The sequence below is a fragment of the Arenibacter catalasegens genome (assembly GCF_002909235.1).
Taxonomy (GTDB): domain Bacteria; phylum Bacteroidota; class Bacteroidia; order Flavobacteriales; family Flavobacteriaceae; genus Arenibacter; species Arenibacter catalasegens.
Map to the genome: position 1 here is coordinate 13391 of NZ_PHQQ01000020.1, position 22410 is coordinate 35800.

Consider the following 22410-nt stretch of genomic DNA (forward strand, 5'->3'; position numbering starts at 1 on the left):
GGTGGTGTTTAGAAGTTATAAACCACTTCCAAATTATAGCCTTTTAGGGCTTTTTTTGCCTTATTGATGTCTTCTGTAAATCCTAAAATATAACCTCCGCCACCAGAACCGCAAAGTTTTAAATAATAGTCATTGGTGTCTATTCCCTGTTTCCATAGTTTATGGAATTCCACGGGTATCATAGGCTTAAAATTATCCAAGACTACATGGGACAACTGTTTTAAATTCCCGAACAGGGATTTTACGTTCCCATTTATAAAATCTTCCACACAGGCATCTGTATGTTTAATAAACTGATTTTTTAGCATGGCGCGAAATCCTTCATGTTTCATTTGCTCCATGAACAAATGTACCATTGGGGCCGTTTCACCTGTACTTCCACTGTCCAACAGGAATACAGCTCCCTTGCCGTCCAAATTTTGAGACGGAATGCTGGTAGATTCTATATTATCCTTGGAGTTAATAAGGATAGGAAGGCTTAAATAACTGTTTAATGGATCAAGTCCTGAAGATTTGCCATGGAAAAACGATTCCATTTTTCCAAAAATAGTCTTCAATTTCAATAATTTTTCCCTGGTAAGATTCTCTAAAACGGTGATTTTTTCAATAGCATATTTGTCGTAGATGGCAGCCACTAAGGCGCCACTACTGCCCACCCCATATCCTTGGGGAATGGAGCTGTCAAAATACATGCCGTTGGCGACATCCTCATTCAAGGCATCCAGATCAAAGGTCACCAATTTGTGATCTTTGTTTTGTACGTTTTTTAAATATTCAGCAAAGGCCCTGAGGCTAGCATTGGATTTTTTTGCCTCTTCAGAATCTTTATTCTTAGATTTTAATGCCCCTTTAAAGAAATTATAGGGTATAGAAAGTCCTTTGGAATCTTTAATGATTCCATATTCCCCGAAAAGTAGAATTTTAGAGTAAAATAATGGTCCTTTCATTTCTTTAAGATAAGCAAAAATAATTAAAAATTAACTTTTAATAACTGGTATATAGTGCTTGGTTAATTTCACAATACTTACCAATAACCTTAATAATTCTTCGATATTAATTAACGCAACACATCAAAGTTAATTATGCATCATTCAAATTAAAATTACAGCTTTTCTGCTCCTTTTCCAATTTGATCGCAAATATACTGCCCGTTTTCGCAATATGCAACCAACTCATTATTAATAAATTGGTAAACCTTTTCTTTTTCATTTTCAGGATAGAGCACATGTACATTGGCGCCGGCATCCAATGTAAAACAGACATGGGTTTTGGAAGTGGCCCTAAAGGCCCATATTTTATTGATAATTTCCAACGTATTGGGTTTTATCAACATAAAATAAGGCATACTGGTCATCATCATGGCATGCAACGTAAGTGCCTCACTTTCCACGATTTTAATAAATTCCAATAAATTTCCTTGCTCAAAAATCAATTTTAACTTGGACAGATTTTTATGCGCTTGGTCGAACCGTTGCTCCGCAAAGGGGTGATCGTGCATTAAATTATGACCAAGGCTACTGCTTACCTGTTTGGTTCCTTTGTCCACCAAAAGGATGGTATCCTGATAGTTCTTAAAATTTGGGTGGACCTTATATGGAAATTTTATGGCATAGAGATCGGAGCTGTTCAGAGTGTCCTTGTGCATTCCCCATTGTATTAAGTCGCCTTCAATACTCCTGCAGGCACTTCCAGAGCCCAAGCGTGCCAAAAAAGAAGCCTTCTTATTAAAATAATTGGCATCCATATCTGGGTTCAATTCCCTTTCCAGCTCCATGAGACATAATGCCAAGGCAGACATGCCGCTGGCCGAAGAGGCAATTCCACTGCTGTGGGGAAAGGAATTGGAAGTTTCTATGGTAAAATGATAGGCTTTTAAGAAGGGCAGATAGGGCACTGTTCTCTTAAAGAACGTATTTATTTTGGGTTTGAAATCCTCTTTTGGCTTCCCCTCAAAAAGGAGGTCGAAAGAAAAGTCGGAAGTTTTGTTGTCCAATTTTTTATAGGTGACGGTTGTTGTGGTAGCACAGGTATCCAACGTAAAGCTGATGGATGGGTTTGCGGGAATCTGATGTTCCTTTTTCCCCCAGTACTTTACCAAGGCAATATTACTTGGCGATCTATAAGTAACTTTTCCTTCTGTTATGTCTATGATATACCCTGAAGGGATAAAGTCTTTTTCGGTCATAATGGAAACAATTTGTGCAAAGATAGTTTTTAAGGGGTTTTGCTGTAGATCCTGTTAAAATAAATTGTTAATTTAGGGCATTAACAACCAACCTTTGAAAAAACAACTAACCTATATCGCCATTTCTGTAGCCGTGTGCCTAATGATTGGGTTTTTATCCAGTTTTGCAACGCAATCTTCGGTAAATGATTGGTATTTGGAATTGAATAAACCCAGTTTTAATCCGCCAAATTGGGTTTTTGCCCCTGTGTGGACCATACTCTATATTATGATGGGAGTAGCTGCAGGTATTGTTTGGGCAAAAGGGTTTTACCATATTTGGGTAAAAACGGCCTTATACCATTTTGGGATACAGTTGTTGTTCAATGCGCTTTGGAGCATAATTTTCTTTGGATTTAAGAATACGTTTGGAGCCTTGCTCGTTATTCTTACCTTATTGATATTGTTGATCTTTACTATAAAATGGTTTACGGTAGTAAGTAAAACTGCTGCATATCTACTAATTCCCTATCTCCTTTGGGTGTGCTTTGCCACGGCCCTGAACTATAAAATCTGGGAGTTGAATTAATTTTCTTCTGCCATTTCCAACAATCTCAACATAGTCCTGTAATTTCTTGTAGTGGCGGATACCTTAAGTTTTTTTTCAAAATAATTATTATTGCATTTGGTGTTGCCATAGCCTTGACCACAGCTGAGATAGACACACTTTCCTGATATTATAAATTGCTCATTGGGAAATTGATCTTGTTGTAATTTAGAGGCCAATTCGGTATTGGGAACTTCTTGTAGCAACACATAGTACCATTTTCTGGTCTCCAAGTCGTTGTCTTCCTCAAATGGGGTTTGTTTAATAATTTCTTTTAATTCAAAAATGGTCTTTACCAATACGGGAACATCATAGCCGAAAGTGGCATAAATGCCCTCTTTTATTTTTTGTGATACCTCCTTAGGCGAAGTTGTACCACTTTTTAAAACGATATTTCCACTTTGTATATAGGTGCTTATCGCCGAGAAATCCAATCTATGGAGCATCGTCCTTAAGTCGGACATTTTAATTTTCTTCTGGCCGCTTACATTGATCCCCCTAAGTAAAATAATATACGTTGTCATGATAGTCCATTCTTAGGAGCAGACAATAAAAATAACCATTTATAGGCCAAGTCGATAATGCCATTTTTAATTTTCAAAGTTCTTACTTGCCTTCGCTGCTTTTGGGCTGTATTTATTTAATAACGTTGTTCTGTATATTGAATAAGTGGGATTAGGATTATTGTTAAAATCTTGGGAGGCAATTTATTGATTTTTCAAAATTAGTGTCTATATTTTGTTATCTTGATACCCATTTTAAAAATATCCCAGCTTTATGGAAAAATATATATTAGCGCTAGATCAAGGTACAACCAGTTCCCGTTCCGTTGTTTTCGATAAAAAAGGCAATATTGTTTCAGTGGCTCAAAAAGAATTCACGCAGTATTTTCCGAAGCCGGGTTGGGTAGAGCACGATCCTTTGGAAATATGGTCTTCCCAGGTGAGTACGGCAGCAGAAGCCACCACCAAAAAAGGAATTTACGGGGCGGATATTGCGGCTATAGGTATAACCAACCAACGGGAAACAGTAGTTGTTTGGGACAAGAACACAGGAAAACCAGTTTATAATGCCATTGTTTGGCAGGATAAGCGGACTTCCAATTATTGTGATGAATTAAAGAAGCAAGGAAAATCCCAGCTAATAAGGGAAAAAACAGGTTTGGTGATCGATTCCTATTTTTCGGGTACCAAAGTGAAATGGATTTTAGATAATGTGGAAGGGGCCAGGAAAAAGGCAGAAGCCGGAGATTTGATCATGGGAACCATAGATTCTTGGTTAATTTGGAACATGACCAAGGGCGAACTACATATTACAGATGTTACCAATGCCTCCAGAACATTGCTCTTTAATATAAACACCCTGGAATGGGATGATGAACTGTTGGAACTTTTTACGATTCCAAAGGGCATGTTGCCACAAGTTAAACAGTCCAGTGAAGTATACGGCCATACCAATCCCAATTTTTTTGCTAGTAAAATACCTATTGCGGGAATTGCCGGAGATCAACAGGCAGCACTTTTCGGCCAAATGTGTACCAAACCAGGAATGGTTAAAAACACCTATGGTACTGGTTGTTTTATGTTAATGAACATAGGGGAAAAGCCCATTGTTTCTGAAAACAACCTGTTAACCACTGTAGCATGGACCATTAATGGGAAAACCCAATATGCCCTGGAAGGCAGTATTTTTATAGCTGGTGCCGTTGTTCAGTGGTTGCGCGACAGCTTAAAGATTATTAAAAAGTCGGAAGATGTAGAAAAGTTGGCGGAATCTGTGAGTAGTACAGATGGGGTATATTTTGTACCGGCCTTTGCCGGCTTGGGGGCACCTTACTGGAACCAGCATGCCAAAGGAACTATTTTTGGCCTCACAAGGGGCAGTACGGATGCGCATATTGCTAGAGCGGCCATTGAATCAATCGCTTTTCAGACCATGGATGTGTTGAAGGCTATGGAAGCGGATTCTAAAATCTCTATCAAGGAATTACGGGTCGATGGGGGAGCTACCGTGAATAATATGCTGATGCAGTTTCAGGCCGATGTTCTTAACACGACAACAGTTCGCCCACAAGTAATAGAAACAACAGTTATGGGAGCGGCTTATTTAGCTGGTTTGGCGGTCGGATTCTGGGAAAGCCTTGAAGAAATTCAGGAAATTTGGAAAACCGATGTTAAATTTAACCCTAGTACGGAAAGAAAAGAAATTGATAAAAATATTAAGGGCTGGTACCGCGCTATCGATGCAGTAGAATATTGGTCCAAACTAAATGATTAAATAAAAACCAACTAAATATGACTCCATTTATTGCTGAAATCATCGGCACTTTTTTTCTGATCCTTTTAGGGGGCGGGGTAGTTGCCAACGTTGTCCTTAACAAAACAAAATCCAACGATATGGGCTGGATGGTGATTACCACGGCCTGGGGACTTGCCGTATATGTTGGAGTGGCGGTTGCTGCGCCTTATAGTGGTGCACATCTAAATCCCGCAGTCAGCATAGGCCTGGCGGTTGCCGATAAATTTGAATGGGCATTGGTTCCCTCTTATGTATTGGCGCAATTTATAGGGGCCATGTTGGGTGCCTTGATTGTTTGGCTCTTCTACAAAGATCATTTTGATGCCACAGAGGACAAGGAAGCCAAAAGAGCGATATTCTGTACGGCTCCGGCAATAAGAAATCCCATTAACAATCTTTTTAGTGAGGTGGTAGGTACTTTTGCCTTGGTATTTGTAGTGCTTTATTTTACGGATGCTACCATAACCGATACGGAAACGGTAATTGGTCTAGGGTCTTTAGGGGCATTACCCGTAGCGTTTTTAGTATGGGCAATAGGGCTTTCTTTAGGTGGGACCACTGGCTATGCCATTAATCCGGCTAGGGATTTGGGACCGAGAATAATGCACGCCATTATGCCAATTAAGGATAAGGGTGGAAGCGATTGGGGCTATGCTTGGATTCCAGTGGTTGGGCCTATCATAGGAGCTGTATTGGCCGCTTTGTTGATGTTGGTTCTTTCCTAAATAATTTACCCTATGAGGCGGTTGCACCTTATTAATTTAAGTTTACTTATTTGTATTTTGGCTTCTTGTAATGATTGGAAATCGGAAGGGGAACCGTTGCCGGCTGAGTCTTATAAGTTGGTATGGTCAGATGAATTTGATTTGGAAGGCAGCCCCGATCCTACTAAGTGGAAACATGAAAAAGGACTGCTTCGTAACCAGGAAGAACAATATTATACCGATAGCCTCAAGAATGCCTACGTGAAGGGCGGAAATTTAATATTGCAGAGTCTGTATGAAGAAATTGCCAATGAAAATTATGTGTCCAAGGAGGCTGAGGATTGGAGGGAAAACCAAGAATTTGCGGGCTATACTTCCGCTAGCCTTACAACACAAGGCTTGGCACAATGGACCTATGGCAAAATTGATGTCAGGGCTAAACTACCAAAAGGAATAGGTGTATGGCCTGCCATTTGGATGTTGGGAGAAAATATTGGTGAGGTAAGCTGGCCCAAATGTGGGGAATTGGATATTATGGAACATGTGGGTTTTAACAAGGATTCCATATTTGGATCCGTACATACCGAAACCTACAACCATACTAAGGGAACGGCCAAGGGAAAAGCAGTTTTTATTGCAAATCCCTATGATGAATTCCATATCTATTCCATTGAATGGACACCCGAGAAAATAGATTTCCTATTGGACGGTAAGGTGTACCACTATTTCAACAATGAGCACCTTACCATTGACGAATGGCCCTTTGATCAACCTTTTTATTTAATATTGAATATTGCCATTGGTGGGGCTTGGGGCGGACAGCAAGGTGTGGATTCATCTATATTTCCACAACAAATGACTATAGATTATGTTAGGGTCTATGAGCTTATTTCTCAGCAATAGCAGTAGCTGCAATATATGCCCCGGTCCAGGCATTTTGAAAATTAAATCCGCCAGTAATGGCATCTATATTGATTACCTCCCCTGCGAAAAAGAGGTTGGGAACTATTTTACTTTCGTAAGTTTTAAAATTGATTTCTTTTAAATCGACCCCTCCAGCGGTGACAAATTCCTCTTTAAAGGTACTTTTCCCATCTACCATAAACTTGCCGTTCGTTAACTGCTTCGCTAAATTCTGTAAATGATTTTTTGGAATATCTGCCCATTTATCGGCATCTGAAATGCCTGATGCCCTTACTAGACTGATCCATAAACGCTTTGGAAGTTCAAACGCCTTGGTGCGAAGTACTGTTTTCTTGCCTTCAATTTCCTTTATCTGTTGAAGTTGACTTAGTACTCCATCCTCGTGATAGGCAGGAAGCCAATTTACTTTTATTGAAAATTTGTAATTTAGGTCATTCAGCAATTGTGCTCCCCAAGCCGATAACCTCAAAATTCCAGGGCCGCTCATTCCCCAATGCGTTATTAAAAGAGGGCCTTCTGATTCTAGGACAGATGGGTGTATGGAATATTGTTTTAAGGCCGAATTAAATTTCCCTTGGTGAACCATATTCGGAATAATCTTGATGTTGGCATTAGTGCTTACCCCTTGAATACCAGTAATTCTTTCATCCTTAATGTTAAAGGTAAAAAGCGAAGGTACAGGAGGTACTATGGTATGCCCCATTTGCCTTAAAAGCTCCCATATTTTAGGATTGCTGCCAGTGGCAACCAATATTTTTTTGGCTTTGTAGGTGGTTCTGATCGATTTAATTTCCCAAGCGTAATCCTCTTTCCCTTTGTTATCATCCAGTGCTGTAATCGCAATAACAGAACTGTTCTTAAGTACTTTGATCCCGAGTCGTTCTGTTTCGTTAACAAAACAATCTATAATAGTTTGGGACGAATTGGTGGAAGGGAACATTCTCCCGTCCGCCTCAATATTTAGTTGCACACCCCGTTTTTCAAAGAAAGCCATGGTATCACCGGTACAATAGTTGTGGAAGGGACCTAACAGTTCTTTTTCTCCCCGGGGATAATTTTTGGATAGTTCCTTGGGGTCAAATTCAGCATGGGTAACGTTGCAACGCCCCCCGCCTGATACCTTTACTTTGCCAAGTACATCTTTGCCGCGCTCCAGGATAGCGACCTTTAACTTGGGGTTTTTCTCCACGATATGTATGGCACCATAAAATCCTGCGGCACCTCCTCCTAATACAACTACATCGAACATTAATTTATTCGTTCTGGAAAATTGGTGATAATGCCGTCTACCCCCAAACGCTCTATCGCTTCAATTTCTTCTGGTTCATTTACGGTCCATGGATATATCTTAAATCCAGCTTTTTTTATTTCGTGCACGTTTTCCAAGGTCAAATCCTCAAAATATGGATTGATGGCTGCAGCACCCAATTCTTTGGCAATGTCCAAGGCTTCCAGCGGATCACCGCTAATTAGGATGGCAATAGGCACTTTGGCATTCAGCTTTCGCATGGCCTGAAGTTCATCCCATCTAAAACTGGAAATTATAAATTTGTCGATAGGCCAGCCTTTTTCCTTTATGTAGTAATTCATTATAAAGTTTACCCTGTCCGCGGTGTTTGCCCCTTTTAGCTCAATATTTAATTGAACTTTTTTGTCTATTACATTAAGCACATCCTGTAGCGTTGGGATTTTGTGGTTCCCTATCAGCGTTAATTTCTGCAGGTCTTCAAAAGTGTAGTCCTCTATTTTTCCAACGCTATCCGTAAGTCTTTCCACCTCGTCATCGTGGAACACTACCGTTTCGCCACTTTTTATTTTAAATACGTCGATCTCTATCATGTCCACACCAAGATCTATCGCTTTTTGTATGGAAGCTAAGGTGTTTTCTGTTTCATGCCCCATGGCACCTCTATGGCCAATAACCAAGGGTTTGTTCATATTGTCACAACTTAAAATTAATAGAAACAGGAATAATGATCCAAGTAATGTTGATGTTTTCATAATGCAATGTGATATATTTATTTTAAACTTAAAATTAAGGATTCCAATGGTTTTACATCTATTCTAATATGACCAATTTCATTTTTGACGGTTAAGGATAATACCTTTTCTTTAAACAATTCGTCCTTTACGGGGTAAGTCCTGTTTTGCAGTCCCCATTCCTGAACAATTTCTTTCGGAAGTTTTAAATCGAATCCAAAGGTCTCGTGGTCATCAAAATTAGATATAATAATTAATTTTTCATTTTTGGACCATCTTACAAAGGACAAAACACGGTGATTATAATATTCTGTATGGTCCTTGTTGTAAAAATGAATGTCCCTGTAATTTCCCATTAAAGCGCTACTGTTAATGGTGAAATTGAGCAAGTTCTTGTAAAATGTCCTAAGTTCTTTCTCTTGGGTAGATAATTGCCCTCCGTCAAATTTTTTATTGTTCACCCAGCGTTGAAAATAGGGAACCCCAACATAATCGAAAATAGAGGTTCTACTTGGAGATCCAAATCCGAGACTTTCGGCGGCCGGCTCCCCTACCTCTTGTCCAAAGTAGATCATGGTAGGCGATGTGCTTATGGTAGCGGAAACCACCATGCCCGGTTTGGCTTTATCCGCATTTCCCAAAAATTCGGGACTGGCAATACGCTGCTCATCGTGGTTCTCCAGAAAATGAAGCATTTGGTGCTCTATATCCATGAGTCCGTTTTGAACTACCGGCATATGGTCTGTCCACCCATGACCCTGCATAATATGTTTTAAGGAGTCATAAAATTCGACCTTGTCATATAGATAGTCCATTTTCCCCTTAAAGATGTAGTCCCGGTATAGTTCAGGACTGTAAACTTCTGCCATTAAAAATGCATCTGGATTTTTCATTTTTATGGATGAATTCATATAACTCCAGAATTCTACGGGAACCATTTCGGCCATATCATAACGAAACCCGTCTACCCCCTTGGCCAACCAATACAGGGCGATATCCTTAAATTTTATCCAGGAATTGGGAACCTCCCTGTTTTTCCAAAATTCAAAATGTTCGGAAAAGTCCTTATGTCCAAAGTCCTCAGGCAATGTTTCAAAATCTCTATGTCCGTCCGGGCTAATTCCGTAATTGATCTTTACCGTTTCGTACCAATCATTAAAATCGGGCTTTGACAAACGTGATCCATTTCCTGTCCATTTGGCCGGAGTTTCGGTAAATTTGTTGTCGGCAAGCGTATTCTGCTCTCCTCCTAATGGCTGGTAGCCATCACGCCAATCCGGTACTGAAAAGGACTCCCCGGGACTGTAATAAAAATTGTTGTCCTTGTCATAGACTACATTTTTATTGTCATTGGTTCCAAAATCTACTACCCCTTTGGGATTATTTTTCCCTTCGTATTTTCTGGCAATATGATTGGGAACAATATCTATGATAACTTTTAAGCCCGCCTTGTGGCTTCTGGTTATTAAGGATTTAAACTCGGTCATCCTCTTTTCAGGATTATGGGCCAAATCTGGATTAACGCTGTAATAATCCTTTACGGCATAGGGCGAACCCGCTCTGCCTTTAACAATATCCGGGTCGTCGTTAGAGATGCCGTAGGCGGTATAATCCCTAACCAGAGCATGATGTGGAATACCCGTATACCAAATGTGGGTTACTCCCAGATCCTTAATTTCTTTTAAAGCTTTTTGTGTGAAGTCACTAAATTTACCTATTCCATTTTCTTCCACGGTTCCCCAGGGTTTATTGGTGGTATTGGTATTGCCGAACAATCTGGTAAATACTTGGTAAACTACTGTTTTTCGGATTTCAGTGGTCGGTTTCATGGTATGCTTCTTTTCGGAACGAAAAACTACCTATGCGCAGTTAAACTTTTCTATGCAATAATGATACATGTTTTTGGAATTAATGTTAATTTTTTGCAAAATTTTTCTCCCAAGACACCTTTTGCCACAATTTATTTAAGTTTTTGTAGAATACAATCCCAATCATGTATTTTTCTAAACATTCTTGGGATGTATTGTTTTGTAAATAATTTAAGTGGAGGGGGAATAATTTTTGTTGCCAGCGGTCAAAACCAGACGTTTGCCGTTCACCCGAATAGACATTTCATCGGTACCTTCCAAATCGAAAGTAGTTTCGTTTTCCGTAACCATGACCTTTAAAATTCTATTCCTAAAATTCACCTTAAAAGAGTAGGATCTCCATTCCTTTGGTATTCTTGGGGTAAAGGATAATTTGTCGTCCAAAATTCTCATTCCTCCAAAACCCTCAACGATGCTCATCCAGGTACCTGCCATTGAGGTAATATGTAAGCCTTCTTTGACTTCCTTATTGTAATCGTCCAAATCCAACCTAGATGTGCGTAGATAGAATGAATACGCTTGGTCCATCCTGTTCAGTTTTGCAGCTTGAATGCTATGTACGCAGGGGGATAGGGATGATTCATGTACGGTAAATGGTTCATAAAAATCGAAATGCTTTTCCAATTCTTCGGTAGTAAAATGGTCTTCAAAGAAATAAAATCCCTGAAGGGTATCTGCCTGTTTTATATAAGGCGACCTTAAAATACGGTCCCAACTCCATTTTTGGTTAATGGGCCGATCTTTCTTGTGCAGTTCTTTAACAGGGATAAGTGCTTTGTCCAAAAATCCATCTTGCTGTAAATAAACACCTAATTTTTCGTCATAGGGGAAGTACATTTTTTTTGCCACTTTGCTCCAGCTTTTGGTTTCCTTTTCGGACAGCTTGGTTACTCCTATAATTCTATGATAATCGTCCGGATAGCCCTCTTTAACTTTTTGTAGTTCGCTCAGGGCATAATTAATGCACCATTTGGCGATGTAATTCGTGTACCAGTTATTGTTTACATTGTTTTCGTATTCATTGGGACCGGTAACCCCCAGTATTACATATTTATCTTTCCGGGTAGATAAGGTAGCCCTTTGGTGCCAAAATCGAGCTATTCCGATCAAGACCTCCAGTCCCATTTCCGGGATATAGGTGTAGTCACCAGTAAAACGGTAGTAATTGTAAATGGCAAAGGCTATGGCACCATTTCTATGTATTTCCTCAAAGGTTATTTCCCATTCGTTATGGCATTCCTCCCCATTCATAGTGACCATAGGGTATAAGGCTGCCCCGTCTACAAAACCTAATTTTCGGGCATTTTCAATGGCCTTTTCCAAATGGTTGTACCTATAGGTAAGTAGGTTCCTTGCCACCTTTTTATTTTTTGTAGCCATATAAAATGGAATGCAATAAGCTTCCGTATCCCAGTAAGTACTGCCGCCGTATTTTTCTCCTGTGAATCCTTTGGGTCCTATATTGAGTCTAGAATCTTTGCCCGAATAGGTTTGGTTTAAATGAAAAATATTAAAACGAATGCCCTGTTGCGCCCTAACATCACCGTCGATCATTATATCGCTCATTTCCCAAATTTTGGCCCATGATTTTTTTTGTAGCTCCAATAGGGTATCAAAGCCTAATTCGTCCACTTTTTGTAATGCTTTTTTGGCTGCCGAAATCAGGTCACTTTTCTTATGATTAGTGGAAACCGTATATCCGCCAAATTTGATCAAGGCCAGAGAATCCCCTTTGTTAATTTCCTTTTTAAAATGATGGACTACCGTATTCTCGGAAATTGCCTCTAAAGGTTTCTCTTTTTCCAATTTATTATTATGATACAATCTGGACTCCATAAAAGTGCAGGTGGAGAAATTGGTCTTCATGGTATGGGCCTCAATAAAAGCTTGAAAGCCGTCCGATGAAACCCCAGTGGTGTTCCAGAATTGGTCATCCCAGTTGGTGTCCTCATTGGTAATTCCACTATCTATATAGGGATGAAAGGAAATTGCGGTATTCTGATTTATTGGGGTGATTTCGTATTTAATGGCTCCAACCTCATCATGGTCCAAACTTAGAAATCTTGTAATTTTTACCGCTATAACGGTATCATTGGGCAAGGTGGCCTTAAAACTTCTGGTATACCAGCCTTCCTGCATATTTAATTCCCTGCGAAAATCTTCCACATGTTTACAGGTATTTAAATCCAAAGTTTCCCCGTTTATAAGTACATTTATTCCGATCCAGTTAGGAGCGTTCAATACTTTTGCAAAATACTCGGGATAACCGTTTTTCCACCAGCCTACTCTTGTTTTATCAGGGTAGTACACTCCTCCAATATAACTTCCCTGAAAAGTGGGGCCGGTATATTTTTCTTCAAAATTGGCCCGTTGGCCCATGGCACCGTTCCCAATACTGAATAAACTTTCCGAGGATTTTACCCTGTCCTTTTCAAATCCTTCTTCGATGATAGACCAGTTGTTGGGCTTTATATAATCTTGATTCATTATGCTAGTGTTTCTGCGTTATCGTAATAGTTGTAGGGCATGTGGTAAACCCGTCTGAAAAAGGCAAATTAATCTAATTATTGTCAATTAAAAGATTCTCCAGCCTGTAGGTTGGGGTTTCCTATTATCTTCACCTTGCCTGTGCTACTTTTTTTGCCTTGGGTGAGGTCAGAACTGTCCTTTGTGACAGGGCTGGGTAAGGTAAAGTATAAAATATCCAAGTAATTTATTATTGTTTGCCCTAAACTTTAATCCATAAGTCGATTTATAAATTCAACATCGATTTGCGTAAAATTCGCGAATACAAAATTCGCTTTGTTGAGTACCTCTTCCTCCCCAATACCAATACTCAACATGCCTGCATTGTTAGCTGCCTCTATCCCTGCAACTGCATCCTCAAAGACTACGCAATCTTTTGGAGGGACCCCCATTTGTGTTGCGGCTATCAAAAAAACTTCTGGATCTGGCTTGGCTTTGGTTACTTGAGTGCCATCTACAATGACCTCAAAATAATCCATTAATTTCACCTTTTCCAAAATTGGGCGCGCATTTTTACTGGCCGATCCAAGGGCAATTGGCATATTATTCTTTTTAAGAAATCGAAGTACTTTTTGAACATCCGGTAATATTTCAGATTCGTCCATATGCGCTATGAGGGCTAAATAATCTTCATTCTTTTCTACCAGCCATTTATTGAATTGTTCTTGAGATGCCTTAACATCTCCAATTTCCAGAAGGATTTCCAAACACCTTTTGCGACTTACCCCTTTAAAAAGTTCATTTTGTTCATGGGTAAATTCAAAGCCCAATGCATTGGCCAATTTTCTCCAGGCCAAATAATGGTATTTGGCGGTGTCTACAATAACGCCATCCAAATCGAATATAAATCCTGTTTTCTTCATTGTTTAAGGTGTCAATTAAAATTTTGGTAGGGCCATGAAAATAGATTTATGGATTGTAGCATTTTCATTTTTCAGGAGAGATTCCAATGGCGTTTATTGCGCCTATGAATTTTCAGCTTTAATTGTATGATGCCCTTTCTCTTACAAGCAAGCTTAAAATGTAATATTATAAAATCTAATTTACGGTTGATCCCCGTTCTATTAATGTGGGTTCCAAAACCCGAGTAATGTATGTTTCCTCCTCCAACTCACTTTCAACTTTTTCAATAAGCATTTCTGCTGCTATTTCTCCCATATGTTCACCGTGTTGGGCCACTGCCGTTAAACCAGGAGAGGCGTATTTGGATAAGAGACCATCTGTAAAACCTATAAAGGAAATATCTTCTGGAATTTTCAAGCCCTTACTTTGTACCAGTCTCATGCTGTGGATCGCAAATATTTCATTAACACTCAATACTGCGTCTACTTTTTCGCGATTAAAAAAATCTTCGATCACCTTTTCATCAATCGTCATGGAAGGAAATTTCAGTATCAAATCTTTGTTGTAGGCAATGCCATTATCGGATAATGCCTCACGATAACCCGCAGCTCTTTCCCTACTAACACTAAAATAGTCCTCAGTAGTAATCATGGCTATTCTTTTTCGCCCGTCTTTTATAAATTTGGTTACTGCGTTGTAGGCACCCTTTTTGTCATCGATAATTACCTTGTCACAGTTTATATGCTCTGTAACACGGTCAAACAATACCAAAGGAATTCCTTGTTCCGTAACTTCTTTTAAATGATTGTAGTCGTTCTTTAATTGTGTGCCGGCAGATAGGGCCATTATAAATCCGTCTATACTTCCATTGGCCAATAATTCCATATTGATTACTTCCCTGTCAAAAGATTCATCGGAGACGCATACAATGACATTATAACCTTTGGCATTGGCGTATTTTTCGATTCCCCTAAACACAGTTGTAAAAAAATGATGGACAATATCCGGAATGATCACCCCAATATTTTTGGTGCGCTTGTTCTTTAAACTAATGGCAATATTGTTGGGTTTGTAATTGTATAATTTTGCAAACGCCTGGATTTTCTCCTTAGTGTCAGATCCAATTTCCTCACTATTTTTCAATGCTTTGGAAACCGTGGAAATGGAAACCCCTAATTCCCTTGCAATATGCTTGAGGGTTATTTTTTTTTTCAAAGGTGAATTTTTTTTTCAAGGTGAATATACTACTAAAAATACAAAAGCAATTGGACCTATTTGGCACAAATCTGAAAATTTCAATATCAAAGTGTAAAAATAGTATAATGATTTAAGAGTAAAGGTAAAATTACATAAATGTTAAAATAGTATTGATTTGTGTCAAAATATCATTGCAAATAAAAAAGATGTATATTCGCACAAAATTCACTGATTTCGATAATGATAATATGTAAGGTTACTAAAACGTTTTCGGTATTATTTCGGCGTTAAAAACGAGAATATAGCAAAATTTGGAAATATTAGTAGATATATTCGAATCAGGAACTTTGAACTCAATTAATTATCTAACTCAATTAAAACTATTATTGTATGAAGCTTAAATTACTCAAAAGCCTGTTGCTTTTCGGAACATTTATGTGTTTTGGAATTGCATCAGCGCAAGAGGTGTCAGGTACGGTATCTGATGCCACTGGACCCTTGCCGGGTGCCAGCGTTGTGGTTAAAGGAACCACCAACGGAGCACAAACTGATTTTGATGGAAATTTCATTATCAGTGATGTGGATGCCAATTCAACCCTTGTTTTTAGCTATATCGGCTACAAAACACAGGAGGTGGTTGTAGGTAACCAAACCACTATGAACATAAGCATGGAGGAAGATGCAGAGGCATTGGCCGAAGTGGTTATCATTGGTTATGGTACAACGACAGTAAAGGATGCTACAGGAGCCGTTTCAGCGGTAACCTCTAAAGACTTTAACGGAGGTGTTATTTCATCGCCAGAACAATTAATACAAGGTAAAACGGCCGGTGTTCAAATTTCCCAAGGGAGTGGAGAACCAGGTTCTGGTGTTTCGATCAGGATTAGGGGTACATCCTCGGTTAGGTCCAATAACGACCCCTTATTTGTGGTTGATGGAGTGCCGCTTCCTTCAGGAGGTAGTTCTTCAGAAGGAACAGATATAGGTGTAGGTTCTAGTTCGGCTAGAAACCCACTTAGCTTTTTAAATCCAAATGATATTGAGAGCATGAGTATCTTAAAGGATGCTTCCTCAACCGCTATTTATGGTTCTAGAGGTGCCAATGGGGTAGTTATCATTACCACCAAAAGTGGTAAAGGTGGTGCTCAGGGAGGTACTTGGGAATTTTCTTCAGATCTAAGTTTTTCATCCCCCGCAAATGAATTTGATTTATTGAATAGGAGCGAATTTATATCTGCTGTTTCTGCCTTTGGTGGAAATGCCACAGATTTAGGGAATGATACAGATTGGCAGTCGTTGGTTACAAGAAATTCATCTTCTACCAACAACAACCTTGCTTACTCTCAAAATTATGGTTCAGGTAATGTAAGGGCTACATTTAACTACGGTAAGCAGTTTGGGATAGTACCAAAATCTTCCCAAGAGCGGGTTACCGGTAGAATTAATCTTTCCCAAAGAGTATTTAACGATAAGTTAAAGTTGGATTTGCAAAGTACTATTTCCCGTGTAAATGACGAGGCACCACCATTGAGTGGTAGTGCTGGCTCCACAGGAGATATGTTAGGTTCTGCCTACTCCGCCAACCCTACTTGGCCAGCTAATAGTACTTTCAACCCAGGGGATAGGATAAATTCGTTGAATTTGTTGGAGAACTGGCAAAGTCTAACCTACACCGATCGTTTTCTGATCAATTTTTCGGCCTCCTACGATATTGTGGAAGACCTAACAGCAAAGGTTACTGTAGGGTATGATAAGTCCGAATCTACGCGAGAAGCTGAATTGGGCAGTAAGTCCTTTAATGTAGGCCGTGGTGCAGGTGGTAATGGTAGAGGTACCCTTAACGATCTTAACCTAGAGAATAGGCTGATCGAACTAACCTTGAACTACAAAAAAGACTTTGGTAATTCAGTATTGGAAGCTTTAGGTGGATTCTCATATCAGGATTTTAATACGGAAGGTAGAAATGTTGAAGGTTGGGGTTATGGAACTACAAATTTAAACAATATGGCCAGGGACTTAACAAACTCGGCCAATAAGATAGAATCTTTGATTACAGGGTCTTACCAGCAGTATGGTTATGCCTCGGGGGGTGATGCTGATATTTTTGTGAACAGACTTTTTCCTGATCCGATCTCCGATCGCTTGGGTGATGTAAGTATTCCGGTAAAATCTATTTTCACCAATACCTTTGACAATACTGATGAGTTGCAATCCTTTTTTGCCCGTGCCAATTATAGCATAGCAAGTAAATATTTGTTTACAGCTACGGTTAGGGCCGATGGTTCGTCCCGTTTTGGTGAAAATAACCGTTATGGTATTTTCCCGTCCGGTGCTTTTGCTTGGAAGATCAATGAAGAAGATTTTATGGGCGATGCCATGTCTACCCTAAAACTTAGGTTAAGCTATGGTATTACGGGTAACCAAGACGGATTGGGGTATGGCCGTTTCGCGAGAAGGGAAAGGTATTCTACATCTACAAATGGTGACCCCAATATTAGTGATGGAGGAGGGGTAAATGTTCCAGGTATTACTACAGTGGAATTTGCCAATCCGGATCTTAAATGGGAGGAAACTACCCAATATAACGTTGGTCTGGATTTTGGGTTTGCCAATGATCGCTTTAGTGGGTCTATTGATGTGTACCGTAAGGAAACGCGAGATTTATTGTTGAATATAGAAGCAGCACAACCTTCCCCACAACCTACGTTTTTCCAAAATTTGGATGCAATAGTTTTGAATGAAGGAGCTGAATTGTCCCTTAATTACGATATTTTACAGGGGGATGATTTTGGTTGGACCGCTGGTTTTAATGTCTCCTATAACAAAAACGAAATTACCGATTTTGATGGAGAAATTGCCGCAGGAACCATTCGAGGAGCAGGATTGTCGAATGCCTTTGCGCAACGCTTGGCGTCGGGACAGCCTTTGTATTCCTTCTATCTAAGGAAGTTTACAGGCTTTGATGCTAACGGTAACCCTGTTCATGAGGGAGGTGTGGATAATCAACAGTTCTTGGGCAAAAGTGCCCTTCCGGATATTACAGGTGGTTTCTCTACAAGTGCCAATTATAAAAATTGGTCTGCCTCTATGTATTTCAATGGTCAATTTGGAAACTACATATACAATAATACCGCCAACGCCTTTTTCACAGGAGGTGCTATTGGTAGCGGTAATAACGTAACGCAAAACGTAGTGGAATTGGCTGGACAAGAGAGTAGATTTGCAGAGGCTTCGGTTTCGACCAGATTCTTGGAAAAAGGAGATTTTGTAAGATTGCAAACAGCATCAATTTCCTATGATGTTCCTTTAAGTGAAGGGTTGTTTAAGACAATGAGACTAAGTCTTACGGGTCAGAACCTTTTTGTGATTACAGATTATAGTGGTCTTGACCCTGAAGTTAGTGTAGCACCAGCAAGTGCTGCCCTGCTAAATGGCTTACCTATAGCGGGGATAGATTACAGTGCTTTCCCAAGACCAAGAACATTTACATTAGGATTTAACGTAACTTTTTAATCATAGCATTATGAACATACAAAAATATATGAAACCCGTTTTCGGCTCCATATTTGTATTGGTAGGCCTTGTAGCCTGTACCAATCTGGAGATAGAAGAAACGGATTCGATCATAACTAAGGCGACCGGTAGTGGTTTTACACCAGTGGCCAATCCAGCCTCTTCACTTGGTGACCTTTATAACAAAGTAGGAGGGGATTTTGCAACCCAAGAAACCATGTACGCCATGTCTGAGGTAACAACGGACGAGCTGTTGATTCCGACCCGGGGAACCGACTGGGGGGATAACGGCATTTGGCGACAGTTGCATACCCATACTTGGACCCCTGCACATTTATTTATAAAGAATGCATGGAACAATTTAAATCAGAATGTATTTCGCGCAAGTGAGATTATAGAAAGTAACCCAGATGCTGCAGTTTTGGCGGAAGCTAAATTTCTTAGAGCATTCAATATGTTCTTCCTAGTGGACTTTTTTGGTTCCGTACCTTTTAGGGAAGTAGATGAAGGCCCTGAAATTAATCCAAAGGTATTGTCCAGAAGTGAAGCCTTTAGCTTGGTAGAGAGCGATTTGTTGGCTGCATTGCCAGGTTTGCCCGATGGTAGTCCGGGAACTGCTAATACCGGAACGGCTACAAAGGCGGCGGCAAATTTCTTATTGGCAAAAATGTATCTAAATGCACATATCTACAATGGAGGTACTGTTGATAACGCCAATATGCAAAAGGTAATAGATGCAGTTGATGATATTGCAGCTCAAGGTTTTGCTGTAGAAACGGGATATTTTCAAATATTCGAATCCTCGGATGATAATGAAACTATTCTGTTTTTAAAGAGCGATATCGGAGCTAGAATTTGGAATAGTATGCATTACAATATGAACTCCCCCGATAATACCGGTGGAGGATGGAACGGATTTTCCACATTGGCCGAATTCTATGATTCTTTTGAAGGTGCCGCCGACACCAATTATGTGGGTGATGACCAGGAAGAACGAAGAGGCTGGGTACCGGATGCATCCAATGCCAATAATATTAATTTAGGGCTTGGGTATGGTTTTTTAATTAACCAACAGTATAACGAAGATGGTACTAAATTGAAAAACAGACAGGGCGGCGACCTAATATTAACCAAGGAGTTGACCTCTTTGGTGGGTAATGGTGAAGCTGCAGGTATGCGAATTCTTAAGTATCACCCAAATGACGGAGGAGAAATTAACTCTTTTAGAAAGCACCAGATCCTTTTCAGATACTCCGATGCCCATCTAATGAAGGCAGAGGCAATGATGCGTATGGGCGGAGACGCTACGGCATTGGTGAACGAATTGCGCCAAGCGAGGACGAATACCCCAGATTTGCCAAGTGTAACCGAAGATGTGTTACTGGCAGAAAGAGGTAGGGAATTGTATATAGAATTTTGGAGAAGGAACGATTTGGTAAGATTTGATAAATTCACCGCACCTTGGAGCTTAAAGGAGATAAGTGGAGATCCTAATTTGAATCTTTTCCCAATTCCAGAAACTGCATTACTTTCCAATCCCAATTTGGTTCAAAACCCGGGGTACTAAGAATTTAGTTTAAGTTTATTAATGGAAAAAGAGGGCTGTTCATTTGAACAGCCCTCTTTTTATTTTATATAATCCGTTACCTAGTGTTGTCGCCTTAAATAAATAGTTTTCTATATGTTAAAGACAACACTAAAGGATAAGTAAGTATCTAATTTGTTCTAAAACTACCTCGAATTGATTCCCAATCTTTTATTTGGCAAAATAGATATAAATCCCAATTACAATAACGCATACGGCAATCCCTACTTGATTAACATATTTATAAGGTTCAATAGAAACCTGCTTGGTGTATTCCAATTCATAGGCTTCCTTTCTAGGATAAAACTTGCCAATAATCAGCATGATCGCGGCATTGGTTACAAATAAAATAGCCATGATGTGCAAGTAATGCGGATAAGCATCGGCTTCCACCAATTTTAATGCGGCAGGATCTGTAATCCCTGAGGCCTTGGCCGATTCCAACGCTTTATCTACAAAGTGTCCTTGCAATATAAATTGACTTATGATATACAACAAAGACCCTGAGAATATGGCAATTTTAGCAGCGATGGCAGGGACCCTTTTGGTTAAATAACCTACAACGATTATAGTGAAAATAGGAATGCTATAAATTCCGTTTATTTCTTGTAGGTAGTTAAATAGACTTCCTGCATTTGCAATCAATGGTGCTATGAACATGGCTGCAAGAGCTAAGCAAATACCGAATATCTTGCCGTATTTAACAACCGTTTTTTCAGGAGCATCCTTATTTATATGTTGCTTGTATATATCTATCCCGAATAAAGTTACCGAACTGTTAAGAACACTATTAAAGGAACTTAAAATGGCGCCAAAAAGTACAGCAGCGAAAAATCCGACCAAAGGTTTGGGTAATACGGCCCGAACCAATTCTGGATAGGCAAGGTCGCTAGAGGCTAATCCACCGTCAAAATAATGATACGCAATCATTCCTGGTAACACCAAGATTAAGGGTCCCAGAATCTTTAAAAAAGAGGCCAATAACAATCCTTTTTGCCCCTCTGCCAGATTTTTGGCCCCCAAGGCCCTTTGAATGATCTGTTGGTTGGTACCCCAATAAAAAAGTTGAACCAGCATCATTCCCGTAAAAATGGTGGAAAATGGGACTTCCTGTCCGGTTTCGCCCGTTGAGTCGAATCTTGCGGCATCCGACGAAATTAAATTATCAAGACCTTCAAACATATTTCCGTCCCCAATGGCCATCAAACCAAAAATTGGAATAAGGATACCACCAACGATAAGACCAACAGCATTGATACTATCTGAAACGGCTACCGCTTTTAGTCCCCCAAAAACTGCATAAATAGAACCTATAATTCCAATACCCCATATACACACTACTAGGGCTGTCGTGTCGGACACTCCCAAAAGTTCAGGAACATTGAACATACCACTTATAGCCACAGATCCCGAATATAGAATAACCGGCAAAAGGACTACCACATAGCCTGTTAGAAATAGACCTGAAGTTATGGTTTTTGTGGTAACATCAAATCTCTTCGCCAAAAATTGGGGAATAGTGGTGAGTCCACCTTTTAGATACCTGGGCAATAAAAATACGGCAGTAACTACCATGGCAATCGCAGCTAAAGTCTCCCAGGCCATAACCGATAGACCATCTGTATAGGCACTTCCGTTGAGACCTACAATTTGTTCCGTGGAAAGGTTGGTCAGTAGTAAAGACCCCGCAATTACACCAGCGGTGAGACTTCTGCCTCCCAGAAAATAACCGTCAGCAGAATTTTCATCGGTTTTTCGGGTAGCCAGGTATGCAATTAGGGCAACCAAGAGGGTAAAGCCCACAAAAGAAAGAATTCCTAACATTATAAATAGAGTTTAATTGATTGTTCAGGCTAAATATATTGGATTATTTGTAATATCAGGCAAGCATAATTAATTTAACACAAAATCATCCTTAAAAAGATATCAAAAACATATCAGTAAAGCGCAAATAAATATCAATTATTAACAGTGCGGGCAACTGTATTTTATTCAACTTTAGTTATCTTGCCTATAATTTTAAAAGGTGGGCTTTCTTCCCTTTAAATACGGGTCTATATAAAGATTATATATTTTTAATTGGTGCTGGATATTGGTAGTTTTTGGACAGTTTTTTTTGATAAATATTGCTATTCCTTAAGACTCGGAAATTAAAATTGTTGGGGAAAAGTTTAAATTCTTAAAATGGTAAAATGGCGGTA

The 22410-nt window shown here is 39.6% G+C and carries 16 protein-coding genes; 6 read left to right on the plus strand and 10 right to left on the minus strand.

Features of this window, described 5'->3' with window-relative positions:
- Window positions 1-8 precede the first annotated feature (8 nt).
- Window positions 9-947 carry a mevalonate kinase family protein gene (locus CWD90_RS15080; protein ID WP_103476913.1) on the minus strand — a complete coding sequence of 313 codons (939 nt, stop codon included), beginning with the start codon at window positions 945-947 and terminating at the stop codon, window positions 9-11.
- 155 nt (window positions 948-1102) lie between these two features.
- Window positions 1103-2185 carry a diphosphomevalonate/mevalonate 3,5-bisphosphate decarboxylase family protein gene (locus CWD90_RS15085; RefSeq protein WP_103476914.1) on the minus strand — a complete coding sequence of 361 codons (1083 nt, stop codon included), beginning with the start codon at window positions 2183-2185 and terminating at the stop codon, window positions 1103-1105.
- 94 nt (window positions 2186-2279) lie between these two features.
- Between CWD90_RS15085 and CWD90_RS15090 the strand changes: the two genes are divergently transcribed.
- Entirely contained in the window at window positions 2280-2753 is a 474-nt protein-coding gene (locus CWD90_RS15090; RefSeq protein ID WP_103476915.1) for a TspO/MBR family protein, read from the plus strand.
- On the opposite strand, the gene CWD90_RS15095 is transcribed toward CWD90_RS15090, so the two are convergent.
- The gene (locus tag CWD90_RS15095; RefSeq protein ID WP_103476916.1) at window positions 2750-3295 is read right to left on the minus strand and encodes a DUF1697 domain-containing protein; all 546 of its coding nucleotides are present in this window, start codon (window positions 3293-3295) and stop codon (window positions 2750-2752) included. The two genes, CWD90_RS15090 and CWD90_RS15095, sit on opposite strands and share 4 nt — an antisense overlap.
- A gap of 253 nt (window positions 3296-3548) precedes the next feature.
- On the opposite strand from CWD90_RS15095, the gene glpK reads away from it, so the two are divergent.
- From glpK to CWD90_RS15110, 3 genes are read left to right on the plus strand one after another with little or no spacing between them, the layout of a single operon-like run.
- Window positions 3549-5048: a glycerol kinase GlpK gene (gene glpK / locus CWD90_RS15100; RefSeq protein WP_103476917.1), complete on the plus strand. Its 1500-nt coding sequence runs from the start codon at window positions 3549-3551 to the stop codon at window positions 5046-5048.
- Window positions 5049-5065: 17 nt separating this feature from the next.
- Entirely contained in the window at window positions 5066-5794 is a 729-nt protein-coding gene (locus tag CWD90_RS15105) for an MIP/aquaporin family protein (protein WP_103476918.1), read from the plus strand.
- Between the two features lie 12 nt (window positions 5795-5806).
- Window positions 5807-6676 carry a glycoside hydrolase family 16 protein gene (locus CWD90_RS15110; protein ID WP_103476919.1) on the plus strand — a complete coding sequence of 290 codons (870 nt, stop codon included), beginning with the start codon at window positions 5807-5809 and terminating at the stop codon, window positions 6674-6676.
- Here the strand turns inward: CWD90_RS15110 and CWD90_RS15115 are convergent.
- From CWD90_RS15115 to CWD90_RS15140, 6 genes are all read right to left on the minus strand, one after another.
- Complete coding sequence (locus tag CWD90_RS15115; protein ID WP_103476920.1) at window positions 6660-7946, minus strand: BaiN/RdsA family NAD(P)/FAD-dependent oxidoreductase; 1287 nt, start codon at window positions 7944-7946, stop codon at window positions 6660-6662. The genes CWD90_RS15110 and CWD90_RS15115 overlap by 17 nt on opposite strands.
- Window positions 7946-8698 carry a glycerophosphodiester phosphodiesterase gene (locus CWD90_RS15120; RefSeq protein ID WP_103476921.1) on the minus strand — a complete coding sequence of 251 codons (753 nt, stop codon included), beginning with the start codon at window positions 8696-8698 and terminating at the stop codon, window positions 7946-7948. Before CWD90_RS15120 ends, CWD90_RS15115 begins: the two co-directional genes overlap by 1 nt.
- A gap of 17 nt (window positions 8699-8715) precedes the next feature.
- The gene (locus CWD90_RS15125) at window positions 8716-10506 is read right to left on the minus strand and encodes an alpha-amylase family protein (protein WP_103476922.1); all 1791 of its coding nucleotides are present in this window, start codon (window positions 10504-10506) and stop codon (window positions 8716-8718) included.
- A 210-nt stretch (window positions 10507-10716) separates the two neighbouring features.
- Complete coding sequence (locus CWD90_RS15130) at window positions 10717-13032, minus strand: glycoside hydrolase family 65 protein (protein WP_103476923.1); 2316 nt, start codon at window positions 13030-13032, stop codon at window positions 10717-10719.
- A gap of 248 nt (window positions 13033-13280) precedes the next feature.
- A complete protein-coding gene (pgmB, locus tag CWD90_RS15135) occupies window positions 13281-13934 on the minus strand; it encodes a beta-phosphoglucomutase (protein WP_103476924.1) in 654 nt (217 codons plus the stop codon).
- Between the two features lie 175 nt (window positions 13935-14109).
- The gene (locus CWD90_RS15140; protein WP_103476925.1) at window positions 14110-15129 is read right to left on the minus strand and encodes a LacI family DNA-binding transcriptional regulator; all 1020 of its coding nucleotides are present in this window, start codon (window positions 15127-15129) and stop codon (window positions 14110-14112) included.
- A gap of 372 nt (window positions 15130-15501) precedes the next feature.
- Between CWD90_RS15140 and CWD90_RS15145 the strand changes: the two genes are divergently transcribed.
- Window positions 15502-18624 (plus strand): SusC/RagA family TonB-linked outer membrane protein, encoded by a 3123-nt coding sequence (locus tag CWD90_RS15145; protein ID WP_103476926.1) that lies wholly within the window; start codon window positions 15502-15504, stop codon window positions 18622-18624.
- Window positions 18625-18634: 10 nt separating this feature from the next.
- Window positions 18635-20191: a RagB/SusD family nutrient uptake outer membrane protein gene (locus CWD90_RS15150; protein WP_103476927.1), complete on the plus strand. Its 1557-nt coding sequence runs from the start codon at window positions 18635-18637 to the stop codon at window positions 20189-20191.
- Window positions 20192-20380: 189 nt separating this feature from the next.
- Here the strand turns inward: CWD90_RS15150 and CWD90_RS15155 are convergent, their stop codons facing one another.
- On the minus strand, window positions 20381-22033 hold the full coding sequence (locus tag CWD90_RS15155; RefSeq protein ID WP_103476928.1) for a solute:sodium symporter family transporter: 1653 nt from the start codon (window positions 22031-22033) through the stop codon (window positions 20381-20383).
- Between the last annotated feature and the right edge of the window lie 377 nt (window positions 22034-22410).